The organism is Flavobacterium macacae (assembly GCF_003865365.1).
Lineage (GTDB): Bacteria > Bacteroidota > Bacteroidia > Flavobacteriales > Flavobacteriaceae > Flavobacterium > Flavobacterium macacae.
This window is the reverse complement of record NZ_RQVR01000004.1, coordinates 102078-119051: the sequence shown is the minus strand read 5'-3', so window position 1 is coordinate 119051 and position 16974 is coordinate 102078. Positions and strand designations below refer to the sequence as shown.

Below are 16974 nucleotides of genomic sequence, written 5' to 3'. Positions count from 1 at the left end.
TTTATTTCCACTTAATAGGGCAACCCGAACTTGGTTTTTGCATTTCAGAAAAACTGCGGTTGTAAATCAAAGCGTCAATGGCGTTTCTTAAATCGCTTCCGCTTAAAGTGATTCCGTTAGAAGGCCTGGAGTCGTCTAGCTGTCCGCGATAAACTAATTTTTCTTCTGTGTCAAAAAGATAAAAATCAGGCGTGCACGCAACATCCAATGCTTTTGCGACTTCTTGACTTTCGTCATATAGATAAGGGAAATCAAAATTGTGCTTGAAAGCAAATTCGGCCATCATTTTAGCGCTGTCTTGTGGCTGTTTAACGGCGTCATTACTGTTTATGGCAATGATTCCGAGGCCTTGCACTTTGTAATCTCCAGAAATCATCAAAATTTCGGGCAACGCATGGATCACATACGGACAATCATTGCTGGTAAAAATAACCAAAGTTCCCTTTTTGCCTTTTAAATCTTCAAACGAATAATGAAAATTTGAATTCGTGTCTTTCAGGCGAAACTGTGGCGCTTTTGTTTTAAGGGGCAACCTATTAGAAGGCGTTTTTGACATATTTTTCTGAATTATAGCTTTTAAGTCTTAAATATAAAGAGAAATTCTCGAACTTTGGATTTATCATTAATCAAACTCTACCATGAATCCAGAAACTGAAAATAATTTGACTTGGGAAGCATTTGAAAAAGTAGAAATGCGAGTGGGAACTATCTTGGAAGCCAATGATTTTCCCGAAGCTAGAAAGCCGGCGTTTCAATTGACAATTGATTTTGGTTCTGAAGTTGGAATCAGGAAAACGTCTGCACAAATCACGAAACGTTATGAAAAGTCCGATTTGGTGGGAAGACAAATTGTTTCGGTTGTTAATTTTCCTAAAAAACAAATTGGCAAATTTATGAGCGAATGTTTGATTTTAGGTGCAGTAGGTGAGGAAGGAGACGTGATTTTATTGGCGCCAGATTTTAAGGTGGAAAATGGTTTAAGGATTGGGTAATAAAAAAAGCCTGAAAATCATAAGACTTTCAGGCTTCCGTAAGTATTGCTTAAAGCAAAAAATATTAAATATCGTCAAAATCAATATCAGTAAAACTTGCAGTAGTTGCTGTTGCAGTTGCTAGTTCAACTTCTGGTTTTTCTGAGTAAAATTCTTTTTTGAAATCTTTTTGGTGTCTTTCAGAGATTACTTCCTCGCCTTTGTGGTTTAAGACATACGAAGTCATTTCGTCTAAAATTTCTGAAAATGCGCTGAAATCTTCTTTATAAAGATAAATTTTATGTTTTTTGAAGTGAAATGATCCGTCTTCTTCCGTGAATTTTTTGCTTTCGGTGATGGTGATATAATAATCATCTGCCTTGGTAGCTCTAACATCGAAGAAATAAGTTCTTCTTCCCGCTCTTAATACTTTAGAAAAAATTTCTTCTTTTTCTAATAGGTCATTTTCTCTCATAATCCTTCTTTCAATTTTAAGTGTGTGTGTTATTGTGAAACCAAAAATCTAAAAAATAGCTGAATTAAACAACATTTACTGTATTTCTTTTTCAGAAAGTTGTTTCAGATAAAGCTCTTTATAGTAGCCTTCTTGGTTTACCAATTGATTATGAGAACCTTGTTGTATTATTTTTCCATCGTCAAGAATGATGATTTTATCGGCGTTTTTCGCTGAAGAAACCCTGTGGCTGACAAGAATTGTGGTTTTGTCTTTGCAGAACTCTAAAAGGTTGTTCAAGATCGCTTCTTCTGTTTCGGTATCCACCGCAGACAGGCAGTCATCTAAGAGCAAAATCTTTGAATCCTTGATAATTGCCCTTGCAATGGAAACGCGCTGTTTTTGTCCGCCAGAAAGCGTGATGCCGCGTTCGCCGATAACCGTTTCATATTGGTTATTGAAGCCCATAATATTGTTATGGACCACGGCTTTTTTGGCAGCTTCCATCACTTCTTCTTTGGTAGCGTCTTCTTTCCCGAATTTGATATTGTTCATAATGGAATCGGAAAACAAGAAAGCGTCCTGCGGTACAAATGCAATGCTGTTTCGAACATCGTGCAGATTTACATCCTTGATATTATGGTCGTCAATGGTGATAACGCCGTCCTTAATATCATATAATCTTGAAATCAGGCTTAAGATGGTGGATTTTCCAGAACCAGTCTTTCCTAAAATTGCCAGTGTTTCTCCTTTATTGATAGTGAAACTGACATTATTTAAAGCTGTAATGTTGGTGTCTTCGTACGTAAAGCTGACATGATTGAACGTGATTTTTCCGTCGATGAAAGAGCTCTCTTCAGTCTTGTTCTTGATCTCAGGTTGGATTTTCAAGAATTCGTTGATTCTTTTTTGAGAAGCTTCGGCCTCTTGGATCATGGAAGAAACCCATCCTAAAGAAGCAACCGGCCAAGTCAGCATGTTTACATATAAAATAAATTCTGCAATGACACCAATGCTGGCAATAGAGCCGTTGATGTACATCATTCCTCCCACATAGATCACAACCAAGTTGCTCAATCCGATCAGCAAAATCATCAGAGGTCCAAATAAAGCGTTGGTTTTTGCCAAATCCATACTTTTATCACGGCTTTCTTCAGATAGTTCTGAAAATTCTTTTTGCGATTTATTTTCTAGGCTATAGGCTTTTATGACTCTGATTCCAGAAAAAACTTCTTGGGTATAACTTGAAAGTTGCGAAAGATTTGCTTGGAAAATACCGCTTCTCACGTTGATTTCAGTGCTTAATTTAAAGATAAGGTAAGATAAAATCGGCAATGGAAGAACGGTATATAAGGTAAGTTCTGGCGATATAATTGACATTTGAACAATCACGACAGCAAAACGGATGAACGTATTTAAAGAATACATCACGGCGGGACCCACATACATTCTCACGCGACCCACGTCTTCGCTGATTCTGTTCATCAAATCTCCGGTCCGGTTTCGTTTGTAAAAATTCTGGGATAAATTTTCATATTGTCGGAAGACTTCATTTTTTAGGTCAAACTCCACATAACGCGACATGACGATTAAAGTCTGGCGCATTACAAAAGTCAAAATCCCCGCAATTACCGTGGTGATTAAAACCCAAATGATGTTTTCAAGCAATAACTCTTTAATACTTTCGCTGTCTAGACTTTTATTTGTCAAGGCGTTTATAGAATCTCCAATTAATTTTGGCGTATATAAAGAAAATATCTGGGCAATAATTGTGGCAACGATTCCTAATAAAAAATGATATTTATATTTTGTGAAATATTTGTTTAAATATTTAAGTTCTTTCATTATATGTTTGAAAATTTAGAAAATAATTCTGTAAAAATGTTAATTCTTTTCGTAAAGTGCTTTTTTGTTTTATTTTTAAAAAACCTCTTTTGATTATAGGATTATTAATTAAAGTTAATTTGATTGCAAAGTTTTGATTTATATCTTAAATTTGCGCTATCTTTTTGATAAAATCATAAATAACCACTAATCAAATATACTATGATAACAGAAGTAGTAAATTCAAATGAGCTTCACAAAATTGACCCTGTTTTTGGTCAATTATCATTTGACAACCACGAGCAAATCGTATTTTGTAATGACAAAGATACTGGTTTGAAAGCAATAATTGGTATTCATAACACAGTTTTGGGACCAGCTTTGGGTGGAACAAGAATGTGGAAATATAATAACGAATGGGAAGCTTTAAACGATGTTTTAAGACTTTCCCGCGGAATGACTTTTAAATCAGCGATTTCTGGATTAAACCTTGGTGGTGGAAAAGCAGTAATCATCGGTGATTCGAAAGCGGATAAAACTCCAGAGATGATTATCAAGTTTGGTGAATTCATCAATTCATTAAGCGGAAAATATATTACAGCTGAAGATGTCGGTACGACAACTGCAGATATGGACCTCATTAGAGATGTTACTCCTCATGTAACTGGAATTTCTCAGTCAAGAGGTGGTTCTGGAAATCCTTCTCCTGTGACTGCTTATGGAGTTTATATGGGAATGAAAGCTGCTGCAAAATACCAATTCGGGACAGATAATTTAAGCGGTAAAAAAGTGCTTGTTCAAGGAACTGGAAATGTAGGTGAAACGTTGATCAAACATTTGACTGCTGAAGGTGCTTTGGTCCAGATGACTGACATCAACGAAGCAAGACTGCAAGAAATTCATGCAAAATATGGCGCTCAAATTTTTACAGGAGACATTTATTCTGCTGATGTTGATATTTATGCGCCTTGTGCGCTTGGAGCGACTATCAATGATGAGACTGTAAATAAAATTCAAGCAAAAGTAATTGCTGGAGCGGCTAATAACCAATTGGCTGTTGAAGAAATCCACGGAAAAATATTGAAAGACAGAGGTATTGCTTATGCGCCTGACTTCTTGATCAACGCGGGTGGAATCATCAATGTTTATGCTGAAATCGTTGGTTATGACAGTGCTGAAGCATTAAGAAGAACTGAAAATATCTACAACACTACTTTAGAAATTTTCTCTTTTGCAGAACAAAACAATATTACTACGCACCAAGCGGCGCTGTCAATTGCGCAAAAACGTATTGACGATAGAAAAAAAGAAAACTCTAAATAATAATTTAGAGTTTCAATATTATTCTTATTTTTGCAAAGCGAAAGAAAATCTCTTTCGCTTTGTTAATTTTTAAAAGTTCTTACAGGTGTTAAATAGAAGACATATTCGTGTGAAAGTAATGCAGTCGGTTTACGCAATGCATCAAAACAATTCTGATAATCTTGAAAAAGAAGAAAAATTTCTTTTTTACAGTATCGAAAACATTCAAGATTTATACCTTCTTATGCTATCTACCCTGATAGAAATCCAAAAAAGAGAAGAAGATTTTTTAGATAAATCAAGCAAAAAACATCTTGTTACTGCTGAAGAACGCAATCCAAACAACAAATTCATTAACAATGCCGTTTTAAAACTTCTGGTGGAAAGTAATGCCATGAGCATCGCTTTAGAAAACCGAAAAATAAATGACTGGCACGTTAATGATGAATACATCAGAATTTTACTGGAAGAAATTAAAGCGAGCGTGCTGTATGCGAATTATATGAGCAATCGCGAGAATAATTTTGAGGAAGACAAAGAATTCGTGGTTTCCATTTTTACAGATTTGATTGCTCCAAATGAAAAATTATACGAATATCTTGAAGACAATAAATTAACTTGGATTGATGATATTCCTTTAGTTAATACTTTGATCAACAAGCAATTGAAGTCGGTTAAAGTTACAGATGAAGATTTTTCGATTCCTAGAGTTTACAAAGATGCTGAAGATAAAGATTTTACCAAAGACCTGTTCAGAAAAGTAGTTTTGAACGAAGCAGCATTGGCAAAAGAATTTATTGATAAAACACCTAACTGGGATTCCGATAGAATTGCGGAAATTGACACAATTATCTTGAAAATGGCCATTTGTGAATTCTTAAAATTCCCTTCAATTCCCGTAAAAGTAACTATTAACGAATATTTAGAAATTGCAAAAGAGTATTCAACACCAAAAAGTAGTATTTTTATCAACGGAATTTTAGATAATCTTGTCAAAGATTTCAAAGAAGCAAATAAGTTAAATAAAGCCGGTAGAGGCTTAATGTAAATTAAAAACAATTATTATGATTAAAAAAACTGTTGGTTTATTAGCGATTGCATCGTTAGTATTGACCGTTTCTTGCAAAGAAAATGCATCTTCAAAAGTAGAAGCTTCAACTGTTGAAGCAACAAGTACAGACGCTACAACTGGACAAGTAGCTTCAACTGACGCTGGTCAAGCGACAGGTGAAATTCCGGTTATGACTTTTACAGAAAAAGAATTTGACTTTGGCACAATCAAAGAAGGTGATAAAGTAGAGCACGTTTTTACTTTTACAAATACAGGAAAAGCGGATTTGATAATCACTGATGCTAAAGGAAGCTGTGGTTGTACGGTTCCAGTTTTCAAAAAAGACCCGATCAAGCCAGGGGAAACTAGTGAAATGAAAGTTTCTTTTGACTCAGGCGGAAAACCAGGAGCACAGCAAAAATCAGTAAACATTACTGCTAATACAGCTTCAGGAAATGAATTATTAACAATTAGAGCTCAAGTAACGCCAAAAGCTGGTGGAGTTGGAGCTACAAAATAATTAAAATGGAACAATACGGTAATATTCTCTTATTTGGTGCGATGTTCGTGGTGATGTATTTCTTCATGATCCGTCCACAGCAAAAAAGAGCAAAAGCAGAAAAAGAATTCGAAACTGGCCTAAAAGTGGGTGATAAAGTAATTACAAAAAGCGGTCTTCATGGAAGAGTTGCTGAATTGGCTGAAAGAACAATCGTTCTTGAAACCATGTCAGGAAAATTGAAAATGGAGCGTTCTGCAATTTCTTTAGAATTAAGCAAACAGTTGAATACACCTGCTGTTGTTAAATAAGCAGAATTATTTTATAAAAAAAAATGCCTCAAGAAATTGAGGCATTTTTTTTATTTGTATTTATCATTTAAGCCAGTTCCTTTTAAAATCATCGGTTTTATTTTTTCAAATCTTGCAATTTTTGTTTTCTCTTGTTTTGCAGATTCAATATGTTCTAAAAATTCTTTTTGCTTGTAAGGAGAGAATGCATCAAAAGCTTTTTTTAAATCAGAATTCCCATCAAGTTGTTCTTGAAAAAATACTGAGGTTGGCATTTCTTTTTTCTGAGGTTTTATCGAAAGTCCTTTTTTCTCGTTTTCAATGGCTTCATAAATGTATTTTAAAACTAATTTCTCATCAATTTCATCTTTTGAAGTAAATCGCCATTGTCTTAAACCGCGTGTATTTTCTTCATTGGCATTGATTAAAACTTTAGCCACATCTTTCAGGAAAACGCCATTGTAAAACCAAATCGTAAAAAAGTTTTTAAAACCGCCAATCGCCAACACATTTTTGTTTTTCAAAGTATAAACGGGAGCGCCCCATTTTGTGGTTTCTATAAGTTCTGTTTTGACAATAATCGACTTTAGAAAATCCAATTCTTTATTCCAAAATTCACTATTGTCCCAAATGTTTTTCTTTTTCTCTTTCATAATAAAAATAAAAAACCGCAAATATGCATCTAAATTTATGCAAATTTGCGGTAATTTTTATGTAGAAAAATTTATTTCTTTTTTGCTGTCAATTCTGCAATTTTCACAATAACTTCCACTGCTTTCTGCATGCTTTCCACCGGAACATATTCATATTTTCCATGGAAATTGTGTCCGCCTGCAAAAATATTCGGACAAGGCAATCCCATATATGATAATTGGCAACCGTCAGTTCCACCGCGAATTGGCTTGATTAACGGCGTAATGCCAAGTTGTTTCATCGCTTCTTCTGCAATGTCAACAATGTGCATTACGGGTTGCACTTTTTCTTTCATATTGTAATATTGGTCATTGATCTCAGCAACTGCAATATCTTCTCCGAATTGTTTTGCGAATTTTTTGTTGATTTTTTTCGTAATCTTTTCAACCAATTCTTTTCTCTTTTCAAATTTTTTCTTGTCGTGGTCACGAATGATTAATTCCAAGACAGTTTCTTCAATCGTTCCATTCAAATGGTGAACGTGGAAAAATCCTTCATAACCTTTGGTTCTTTCCGGAACTTCGTCTTTCGGTAATTTCGAAATAAATTTATTGGCAATCAACATCGAGTTGATCATTTTTCCTTTGGCATAACCTGGGTGAACGCTTTTTCCTTTAAAGGTAATTTTCGCTCCGGCAGCGTTGAAGTTTTCATATTCTAATTCGCCAATTTGGCTTCCGTCCATGGTATACGCCCAATCAGCACCAAATTTGGCTACGTCAAATTTATGCGCGCCACGACCAATTTCTTCATCTGGCGTGAAACCGATTCTGATTTTTCCGTGTTTGATTTCTGGATTATTGATCAAAAATTCCATTGCCGTTACAATTTCGGTGATTCCAGCTTTGTCATCAGCGCCAAGAAGCGTTGTTCCGTCGGTGGTGATGATTGTTTGGCCTTTGTATTGCAATAAATCTTCAAAGTATTTTGGAGAAAGAACAATATTTTGTTCCTTGTTTAGAATAATATCGCCTCCGTCATAATTTTTTATAATCTGAGGTTTGATGTTAGCACCAGTAAAATCAGGCGTTGTGTCAAAGTGAGAAACAAATCCGATGGTTGGAACTTCGTGATCCACATTGCTCGGAAGCGTTGCCATAATATAAGCATTCTCATCGATTGTCACTTCTTGCAAACCGATTTGCTTCAATTCTTCAACCAATTTATTAGCCAAATCCCATTGTTTTTCAGTACTTGGCGTTGTATTTGAACTTGCGTCAGATTCCGTATCAATCGTCACATAACTGATAAAACGGTCAATAATATGTTGCATAATTTTTGTTTAAAATGTACTGCGAAGTTACGATTTATTTAACTTTTCTCTAATTTTAAAATCAATCTTTAACGATTATTTAGATAGAATTTCAAGTTCTTTTTTTAGATTAATTTGAGCTTGTTTTTCATATTTTTCAAAAAAGTAATCAGTTTTAAAAATCCGTGGCATTTCTAAAAAATGTTTCAGTGCTTTTTTTCTTCCGGGATTGTAAATAAAGTCGGGATAAATTCGGTATTCTTTTCTAATTTGTAGAAAGTATTCTTCATAGATTTCCCAGCTTTTACCAAGAATTGACAAATCAGCATCTGTAAAATAATTGGTATCCAAATCTGAGTTTTCGTGTGATTTGGTTATTAGAATTTGATGATTGCATTTCAAAATTTGATCTTCTGGAAGTCCGATTTCTTTTAATCTTTCAATTGCCAAAACAGCACTTTTCTCTTCATTATCATTTCGGGAAGCATTGTAAATAATGTCGTGATAAAAAACAGAGAACTGAATGGTTTCCCAATCTTCGAGTTTTTCTTTTATTGGAATTAATTCTTGAAACAAATTTTTTAAATGAGAAAGAGTGTGGTAATGTCTTTTTTTAGAAGTATAATAAGTTTCAATTTCCAGCCAAAGATTTTCTTTCAGATAAGTATCTTGATTGTATTTTTGAAACAAATCTGAAAAAGATTGATGTAATGAAGAAGAAATGGAACTCATATATTCTGGTTGAAGTCTATTTAAAGGTACTCAAAAAAATCTTATAGTAAAAAAAGAGGGAAACATTTAATAATCGCACATATAATTCTATTTTTGCAAAACACAACACAACTACAATGTATAAATCAATAATTCGTCCGATTCTTTTTAAGTACGACCCCGAAGAAATTCACTATTTCACGTTTTCAATGCTTCGTTTTCTGAATAAAATTCCGGGTTTTCCTGCTATTTTTAGGTCACTTTATGAAGTAAAAGATGCCAGATTAGAAACCGAAGTTTTTGGCCTCAAATTTAAAAATCCGGTAGGTTTGGCCGCTGGTTTTGACAAAGACGCGAAGTTATATAAAGAACTTTCGAATCTTGGTTTTGGATTTATTGAAATTGGGACTTTAACGCCTAAAGGCCAGGAAGGAAATCCAAAAAAACGACTTTTTAGATTAAAAGAAGATTCTGCGATTATCAATAGAATGGGCTTTAACAACGGTGGCGTGCTTGAAGCTGTGGAACGATTGAAAAAAAATAACGGCGTTTTAATTGGCGGAAATATTGGCAAAAACAAATTGACTTCTAACGAAGAAGCGACTTCTGATTATGAAATTTGCTTTGATGCTTTGTACGATCACGTAGATTATTTTGTGGTCAATGTAAGCTCGCCAAACACGCCCAACCTTCGAGCGTTGCAAGACAAAGAGCCGTTGACGCAATTGTTGCAGACGCTTCAAAATAAAAATGTGGCAAAGCCAAAACAAAAGCCGATCTTGCTGAAAATTGCTCCAGATTTGACCGACGAACAGCTTTTGGATATTATTGATATTGTAAATGAAACTAAAATTGCGGGTGTAATTGCTACAAATACTACGATTTCAAGAGAGGGTTTGCAGTCTGAAAACAAAGCCGAAATGGGTGGCTTGTCAGGAAAACCTTTGACAAAACGTTCCACTGAAGTCATTCGTTTTTTATCTGAAAAAAGCAACAAATCGTTTCCAATTGTGGGAGTAGGGGGAATTCATTCTGCCGATGATGCGATTGAAAAATTAGAAGCTGGAGCGAGCTTGATTCAATTATATACCGGGTTTATTTATGAAGGTCCCGCTTTAATCAAGAAAATAAACCGAAAAATTTTGGATAAGAAACTGCGCTGAAAGTCCAATCCCAATAGCGATTCCAAAACTAATTAAAGTTCCGATCAAAACATATTCGGTCAGTTTTCTGTCGCGCGCCATTCTCAAATCACCAAATCTGAAGATGGATTTTGCTCCTAAAAGAAAGCCAATGGCTTCAAAATGTCCGATCAAAATAAAGCAGAAAATAAACAACCTTTCCAAAATTCCGATGTAATTTCCAGCGTTTTGTAACGAATGGTCTGCCTTATTGCTTTCGTCTGGAGTCCAAATTGAAATAATATTTTTGATTAAAATGGATGTTGGTTTTGTCAAGAAAATCACAGATGTTCCGATAATCCATAAATTATTTTTGAAATCAGGCAGAAAAAAGAGCGTCGTTTTTTGATACCAAAGCACAACGATGGCCAGTACTGAAAGATGTAAAATTTGATCAAAAACGAACCAGTTTCTTTTTGTTCTTTCTGTTTGGAAATGCAACTTCATCAGGTCGATCAGACCGTGAGAAATGGTAATCACTATGGCGAAAAGCCAAAATTGTTTTTCAAAAACGAAGATCCAAGCTAGCAAACCATGCAAAATGGAGTGAATGTACAGGAAGATACTGTTGTGTTTTTTATCAATTTTTTGCGAAACCCAAGAATCGGGCTGTAAGAGAAAACCTCCCAGTAGATGAGCCAAAAGCAATTTTATAAATAAAATCATAGACTTAGTTTTTTAATTTTCTCTCTATAATAGGCATCAAATTCCATTATTAAATCAAACTGTGATCTAGATTTTCTTCGGCTCACCGCAGCTTGGTTTATATTTAGTATTGCTCCGATTTGTTCTTGTGAAAGAGATTGGTTTTTGATGGCGACTGAAACAAATTCAGAGGATTGTGGAAGCCAGCTGTCCATCGTTACCAATGCCAAGCGAAGTGCCAGGTTAATTTCATAATCAAAAATAGCGTTGCCCGATTTTATGGCTAGCGTAATTTTTTCCTTCTTTAAGTTTTCAAACAAGTCGCCAGAGTTAACAAACGCAGATCCATTGCTTTCTGAAATTTTCTTCGCATTATATGTTTTTTCACCTATGCCGATACTCATCCGGGCGTCTAATTTTATGTTTTTCAGCAGTGCTTTTATTTGAATGGCAATCAGCAACGCTTCTTCTGGATTTTTTACTTCCAGCTGAAATTGATCGCCTCTAAAAATTTCCCAGTCTTTGGGGCTTTTTCCTTGGTTATTAAGAAATTGCTTCAAAGGAAGGAGCCATTTTTTTACAGGCAGTTTTCGTGAATTGATAATATCTCCAATGATGATGCTTGTCATAATTCAAATATAAATTAAAAATTCAAAAGTTTTTAAAAAAAAGTAGTAACCAAATAACGTAATAATTTATAATATTACCAAATTAAGTAATAACTAATTTTATTACTTAAAAAAGTAATATTTATTTAAATTACGTAATTCGGTAATAAAATAGATAATAAAAAGAAAAAAACGATTTCGTAAATTCAATTTCTTTGCTATCTTTGAATTTCTATGGAACACGTAAAAATTATCGAATGTCCAAGGGATGCAATGCAAGGAATTAAAACCTTCATTCCGACGGAAAAAAAAGTGGATTACATTCAATCGCTGTTGCGGGTTGGGTTTGATACCATTGACTTCGGCAGTTTTGTTTCGCCAAAAGCCATTCCTCAAATGGTGGATACGGCCGAAGTTCTGGCAAGACTTGATTTGTCGCAAACTCGAAGCAAACTCTTGGCGATTATTGCCAATACGCAAGGAGCCGAAGTTGCTTCAAAACACAAGGAAATTAAGTATTTGGGCTATCCGTTTTCGATTTCAGAGAATTTTCAGATGCGAAATACGCACAAGACGATTGCGGAATCTTTGGTGACTTTGCAAGAGATTTTAGACATTGCAAATGCGACAGACAAAGAAGTCGTAGCGTATCTTTCGATGGGTTTTGGAAATCCGTATGGCGATCCTTGGAACGTTGAAATCGTGGGCGAGTGGACTGAAAAACTATCAAATATGGGCGTGAAAATTTTATCACTTTCAGATACAGTTGGTTCTTCGACGCCAGAAGTCATCGATTATTTGTTTTCTAATTTGATTTCTAAATACCAACATATAGAATTTGGAGCGCACCTTCATACGACTCCAGATAAATGGTTTGAAAAAATTGATGCTGCCTACAAAGCAGGATGCCGCAGATTTGATGGCGCAATACAAGGTTTTGGAGGTTGTCCGATGGCAAAAGATGATTTGACCGGAAATATGCCTACAGAGAAAATGTTATCTTATTTTACGGCTGAAAAAGCATCGACAGAAACAAGTCCGATGAGTTTTGAAAGTGCTTATAATGAAGCCACAAAGATTTTTACGGCCTATCATTAAAAGTTAAAAGCTTTTAAAGTACTTGAAATTCAAATAAATAAAAACATTTTCTTTTTTGTTTAAAAATCATTATATTTGCACGCAATTTAACTACAAATTGCAACATGAAAGCACATACTACTAAAGTTATCGGAGAAGGCCTTACTTACGATGACGTTCTGCTCATCCCAAACTACTCTGAAATTTTACCGCGCGAAGTTAGCATTCAATCTAAATTTTCTCGAAATATTACATTAAACGTTCCGATTGTTTCTGCGGCAATGGATACGGTTACTGAAAGTGCAATGGCAATTGCTATGGCGCAAGAAGGCGGTATCGGTGTTTTGCACAAAAATATGACGATTGAACAGCAAGCTGCTGAAGTCAGAAAAGTAAAAAGAGCCGAATCTGGAATGATTATCGATCCAGTAACTTTGCCTTTGACTGCAACAGTTGGCGATGCAAAACAAGTAATGAGAGAATTCAGCATCGGTGGAATTCCGGTAGTAGATGAAAATCAAACTTTGAAAGGAATCGTTACGAATCGTGATTTGCGTTTCGAAAAAAATAATGCTCGTTCTATTTTGGAAGTAATGACAACTGAAAATTTAGTAACGGCAGGCGAAGGAACAACACTTGAAGTAGCCGAAGGAATTCTACAAAAAAATAAAATCGAAAAACTTCCTGTAGTAAATGCTGACTATAAATTAGTTGGATTGATTACTTTCAGAGATATTACTAAATTGACTCAAAAACCAATCGCAAACAAAGACCGATTTGGCCGTCTTCGCGTTGCGGCAGCTTTGGGAGTAACTGCTGATGCTGTAAAACGTGCGGAAGCATTGGTTGCTGCCGGCGTTGATGCTGTAATTATTGATACCGCTCACGGACATACAAAAGGGGTGGTGGATGTCTTAAAAGAAGTAAAGAAAAGCTTTCCGGATTTAGATGTAATCGTCGGAAATATTGCAACTCCAGAAGCGGCTCAATATTTAGTTGAAAATGGTGCTGATGGGGTAAAAGTTGGAATAGGACCTGGTTCTATCTGTACGACGAGAGTTGTGGCAGGTGTTGGTTTTCCTCAATTTTCTGCTGTTCTTGAAGTAGCTGCGGCAATTAAAGGTTCGGGAGTTCCTGTCATTGCTGATGGTGGAATTCGTTACACAGGTGATATTCCAAAAGCGATTGCTGCGGGTGCTGACTGCGTAATGTTAGGTTCACTTTTAGCAGGAACGAAAGAATCTCCAGGCGAAACAATTATTTTTGAAGGAAGAAAATTCAAATCTTACCGAGGAATGGGTTCTGTGGAAGCAATGCAAGAAGGTTCAAAAGACCGTTATTTTCAAGATGTGGAAGACGATATCAAAAAATTAGTTCCAGAAGGAATCGTAGGAAGAGTTCCTTACAAAGGAGAACTTTTTGAAAGCATGCTTCAATTCATCGGAGGTTTAAGAGCAGGAATGGGTTATTGCGGTTCAAAAAACATTGCAACTTTACAAGAAACAGGGCGTTTTGTTAGAATTACGGCAAGCGGTATCGGTGAAAGCCATCCTCATAATGTGACAATTACAAAAGAAGCTCCGAATTATTCAAGATAATAATTTTTCAATTGATATAAAAAGCCGAAGTCTGTTTAGATTTCGGCTTTTCTTTTTATTGCAAGTTATCTTTCTTCAAATTATCACTTTCCCAAGCGTGATCTTCAGGTACAATTTGATTAAATAAATCGGTTTTAAACAATTGTTCTTGCATTTCAATTTCTTCCAAAGCCGAAATCATAAATGCTTTTTTGTCGTGTCTTTTTTTGGCCAATCTAAAAATAGCCTCTTCATCGTGCTTGATAAAATGTTGCCCTTGTCGGGTTGCAGAATAACGGCGATGTCCCATAAAAACCAAGGCATCAACGCCAAGATGAACAGCGCTGTACAGGTTTTCACGATAAATGCTGTCCAATCCCATATCGACCAATTCAAAAGCGTCATTCCTATTTCTGGCTCGAGCCAAAATTTTCAAGTGCGGAAAATGTTTCTGCAGTAATTCAATTACAATTAAATTCGCTGTCGGATTATCAATTGCCGCAATGAACAATTTGGCATTTTCACAACCCGCCGCTTTCAATAATTCCAGTCGCGTCGCATCGCCATAATATACTTTAAACCCCATTTTTCGCAACGAATCCACACGATCAGAATCCATATCAAGAATCGTAGCTGGAATTCTGTTTGATTTCAAAAGCCGTGCAATGGTGCTTCCGAAATTTCCAAAACCTGCAATAATCACATCATTATTCTCATTAATCTCATCGTATGTATTGGTGTTTTTTTCCTTTATTCCAAAAAAGGGATCAATCAACCGTTCATTAATCAATAGCAAAAATGGCGTAGAAATCATGCTGATCGCAATAATCGCCATAATTTGGTTTGCCAGCATATTCGGAATAATATTCAATTGCATCGAAAAGCTCATGATCACAAAACCAAATTCTCCGGCTTGGCTCAAGCCGATGGCAAAAAGAAAATTCTGGTCGATTCTTTTTTTGTATAATTTTCCAATTCCAAGAAAAACAAAAAATTTAATCATTGTCAGAATAAACCCAAAAATCAAGATAAATGCGGGATTGTCAATGATCAATTTAAAGTTAATCGAAGCGCCGACTCCTATAAAAAACAAGCCTAAAAGCAATCCTTTAAAGGGAGCAATATCGCCTTCTAATTCGTGCCTGAATTCAGAGTTTGCCAAAACAACTCCTGCCATAAAAGCGCCCAAAGCCGGACTCAAACCCACCAATTGAATCAAATAAGAAACCGATAAAACCAGCAACAATGCCGAAGCCGTGAACAATTCTTGCAACCTTGTTTTGGCTACAATATGAAGCAAAGGCACAATCATATACTTGCCTAAAAAATAAATAGACACAATAGTTCCAATTACAATCAAAGTCTGCAGCCAGCCGTCTAAATTTGAAATTAAAGAATGGTGAATATCATCATCTGGAATTACGTTCGAACCCGAAACTAACAATGGAATTATCGCCAAAATTGGAATCACGGCAATATCTTGAAACAGCAAAACAGCAAAAGAAGAACGGCCGACAGAAGTCTGTGACAGCCCTTTTTCCTTTAAAGTCTGCAAAACAATGGCAGTCGAAGAAAGTGCCAACGCCAGTGAAATCGTCAAAGCGGTTTGCCAATTCCAATCAAAAATGATCGAACAGCAAATAAAAATGACGAGCGAAGTAATGACTACTTGAAGCGAACCCATTCCTAAAATGAACCGCCGCATCTTCCAAAACTTATAAGGATCTAATTCCAAGCCGATCAAAAAAAGCATCATTACCACACCAAATTCTGCAAAATGCATCAAATCTTGGCCTTCAGAACCGATAAAACCCAGTACAAAAGGACCGATAATTATTCCTGAAAACAAATAGCCTAAAATGGAGCTCAAGCCAATTTTCTTGGCAATCGGAACGCAAATTACCGCCGCCGCCAAGTAGACTATCGCTTGAAGAAAAAAGTTATTTTCCATTATTTTCTAAGGTTTTTATCCAGTCATTCAGGTAATTAAACCCTTGGGTCTGCTTCACATTCACCGTTGTATTTTCCAAATATTGAAGCAAATTTCTATATTCAATTCCTTTTCTCTCAAACATTTTTTCATCCATTCGATGCGTTCCTTGAACCACAAACGGAGGCAAATAATGCATCCGGCAAACCTTTGCAGTCTGCTTAAAAGGCTGTAAAAGTTGTGCAATGGTATGCTGGTCACGGCCTTCCTCGCAATAATTTTCCTGATTGCCGCCGGTCGTTATCACCTGAAAAAGAATCTTATCCTGAAGCGCCAAACCTAATTTTCCATAAGCCCAGCCATATTCCAAGACCATATCGATCCACTGTTTCAGCAACGGCGGACAGCTGTACCAATACATGGGATGGTGCCAAATCACGATATCGTGCAAGTTCAGCAATTCCTGCTCTTTCTTCACATTAATATCAAATTCAGGATACATCTCATACAAATCGTGAAACGTAATGTTTTCTGAATCAGGAATGTGATTCGCCAAAGCCTTGTTTGCAACAGACTTTTCAAAAAGTGGATGTGCAAAAATGATCAGAATTTTATTAGGCATTTGCTATTTTTTTTTTTAAGCTATTTCCCGCTTTCCGCTACAATCTTTTTTTAAACCGCTTTTTTTTCTAAATTAAAAACGAGCTTCCTTCGGGCGCTGTTTTAAATTTGAAAAAAATAGCACTTTCTAAAAAAAAGGATTTCCGCTACAATCGGGGCTATTGGTGTACTTTGTCGATTTCTGCCAGCACTAAATCTTCAGTTCAGCATCAGAAATCTAAGGTTAAGAGACGTTACGGTATTTAAATTTCCGAAAAAAAAATAACAAATTCAAAAAAAAATCCCGAG

The 16974-nt window shown here is 35.7% G+C and carries 18 protein-coding genes; 8 read left to right on the top strand and 10 right to left on the bottom strand.

The annotated features are described in order from the left end of the window. Nucleotide 1: 1 nt before the first annotated feature. Nucleotides 2-556 (bottom strand): thioredoxin family protein, encoded by a 555-nt coding sequence (locus EG849_RS05120; RefSeq protein ID WP_125012013.1) that lies wholly within the window; start codon nucleotides 554-556, stop codon nucleotides 2-4. Nucleotides 557-638: 82 nt separating this feature from the next. Here EG849_RS05120 and EG849_RS05115 point away from each other — a divergent pair, with 82 nt between their 5' ends. Further along, nucleotides 639-992, top strand: a complete 354-nt coding sequence (locus tag EG849_RS05115; RefSeq protein WP_125012012.1) for a tRNA-binding protein — start codon at nucleotides 639-641, stop codon at nucleotides 990-992. Between the two features lie 64 nt (nucleotides 993-1056). Here the strand turns inward: EG849_RS05115 and EG849_RS05110 are convergent, their stop codons facing one another. Continuing rightward, the gene (locus EG849_RS05110; protein ID WP_125012011.1) at nucleotides 1057-1446 is read right to left on the bottom strand and encodes a PUR family DNA/RNA-binding protein; all 390 of its coding nucleotides are present in this window, start codon (nucleotides 1444-1446) and stop codon (nucleotides 1057-1059) included. 75 nt (nucleotides 1447-1521) lie between these two features. Beyond that, complete coding sequence (locus tag EG849_RS05105; protein ID WP_125012010.1) at nucleotides 1522-3270, bottom strand: ABC transporter ATP-binding protein; 1749 nt, start codon at nucleotides 3268-3270, stop codon at nucleotides 1522-1524. 201 nt (nucleotides 3271-3471) lie between these two features. Here EG849_RS05105 and EG849_RS05100 point away from each other — a divergent pair, with 201 nt between their 5' ends. The 4 genes from EG849_RS05100 (at nucleotide 3472) to yajC (ending at nucleotide 6412) form a co-directional block, all read left to right on the top strand. Then, nucleotides 3472-4572 (top strand): Glu/Leu/Phe/Val family dehydrogenase, encoded by a 1101-nt coding sequence (locus EG849_RS05100; protein ID WP_125012009.1) that lies wholly within the window; start codon nucleotides 3472-3474, stop codon nucleotides 4570-4572. A gap of 118 nt (nucleotides 4573-4690) precedes the next feature. Then, entirely contained in the window at nucleotides 4691-5599 is a 909-nt protein-coding gene (gene nusB / locus EG849_RS05095) for a transcription antitermination factor NusB (protein ID WP_125012085.1), read from the top strand. Between the two features lie 16 nt (nucleotides 5600-5615). Then, nucleotides 5616-6122 (top strand): DUF1573 domain-containing protein, encoded by a 507-nt coding sequence (locus tag EG849_RS05090; RefSeq protein ID WP_125012008.1) that lies wholly within the window; start codon nucleotides 5616-5618, stop codon nucleotides 6120-6122. 5 nt (nucleotides 6123-6127) lie between these two features. Next, the gene (gene yajC, locus EG849_RS05085) at nucleotides 6128-6412 is read left to right on the top strand and encodes a preprotein translocase subunit YajC (RefSeq protein WP_125012007.1); all 285 of its coding nucleotides are present in this window, start codon (nucleotides 6128-6130) and stop codon (nucleotides 6410-6412) included. A 50-nt stretch (nucleotides 6413-6462) separates the two neighbouring features. Here the strand turns inward: yajC and EG849_RS05080 are convergent, their stop codons facing one another. The 3 genes from EG849_RS05080 to EG849_RS05070 form a co-directional block, all read right to left on the bottom strand. Beyond that, nucleotides 6463-7044: a YdeI/OmpD-associated family protein gene (locus EG849_RS05080; RefSeq protein ID WP_125012006.1), complete on the bottom strand. Its 582-nt coding sequence runs from the start codon at nucleotides 7042-7044 to the stop codon at nucleotides 6463-6465. 71 nt (nucleotides 7045-7115) lie between these two features. Continuing rightward, nucleotides 7116-8357, bottom strand: coding sequence for a peptidase T (pepT, locus tag EG849_RS05075; protein WP_125012005.1), 1242 nt, complete (start codon nucleotides 8355-8357; stop codon nucleotides 7116-7118). A 75-nt stretch (nucleotides 8358-8432) separates the two neighbouring features. Next, the gene (locus EG849_RS05070; RefSeq protein ID WP_233581750.1) at nucleotides 8433-9068 is read right to left on the bottom strand and encodes an HD domain-containing protein; all 636 of its coding nucleotides are present in this window, start codon (nucleotides 9066-9068) and stop codon (nucleotides 8433-8435) included. Nucleotides 9069-9184: 116 nt separating this feature from the next. Between EG849_RS05070 and EG849_RS05065 the strand changes: the two genes are divergently transcribed. Then, the gene (locus tag EG849_RS05065) at nucleotides 9185-10210 is read left to right on the top strand and encodes a quinone-dependent dihydroorotate dehydrogenase (protein ID WP_125012004.1); all 1026 of its coding nucleotides are present in this window, start codon (nucleotides 9185-9187) and stop codon (nucleotides 10208-10210) included. Here EG849_RS05065 and EG849_RS05060 read toward each other — a convergent pair. Both EG849_RS05060 and EG849_RS05055 read right to left on the bottom strand, forming a co-directional pair. After that, nucleotides 10163-10894 (bottom strand): DUF3307 domain-containing protein, encoded by a 732-nt coding sequence (locus EG849_RS05060; RefSeq protein WP_125012003.1) that lies wholly within the window; start codon nucleotides 10892-10894, stop codon nucleotides 10163-10165. The genes EG849_RS05065 and EG849_RS05060 overlap by 48 nt on opposite strands. Further along, complete coding sequence (locus EG849_RS05055) at nucleotides 10891-11502, bottom strand: hypothetical protein (protein WP_125012002.1); 612 nt, start codon at nucleotides 11500-11502, stop codon at nucleotides 10891-10893. Before EG849_RS05055 ends, EG849_RS05060 begins: the two co-directional genes overlap by 4 nt. A 213-nt stretch (nucleotides 11503-11715) precedes the next feature. On the opposite strand from EG849_RS05055, the gene EG849_RS05050 reads away from it, so the two are divergent. Together EG849_RS05050 and guaB are read left to right on the top strand one after the other, a co-directional pair. Further along, complete coding sequence (locus EG849_RS05050) at nucleotides 11716-12579, top strand: hydroxymethylglutaryl-CoA lyase (RefSeq protein ID WP_125012001.1); 864 nt, start codon at nucleotides 11716-11718, stop codon at nucleotides 12577-12579. A 104-nt stretch (nucleotides 12580-12683) separates the two neighbouring features. After that, complete coding sequence (gene guaB, locus EG849_RS05045; RefSeq protein WP_125012000.1) at nucleotides 12684-14156, top strand: IMP dehydrogenase; 1473 nt, start codon at nucleotides 12684-12686, stop codon at nucleotides 14154-14156. Nucleotides 14157-14211: 55 nt separating this feature from the next. Here guaB and EG849_RS05040 read toward each other — a convergent pair whose 3' ends face one another. Next, on the bottom strand, nucleotides 14212-16086 hold the full coding sequence (locus EG849_RS05040; RefSeq protein WP_125011999.1) for a monovalent cation:proton antiporter-2 (CPA2) family protein: 1875 nt from the start codon (nucleotides 16084-16086) through the stop codon (nucleotides 14212-14214). Further along, nucleotides 16076-16687, bottom strand: a complete 612-nt coding sequence (locus tag EG849_RS05035; protein WP_125011998.1) for an NAD(P)H-dependent oxidoreductase — start codon at nucleotides 16685-16687, stop codon at nucleotides 16076-16078. The genes EG849_RS05040 and EG849_RS05035 overlap by 11 nt, the downstream gene beginning before the upstream one ends. Nucleotides 16688-16974 lie beyond the last annotated feature (287 nt).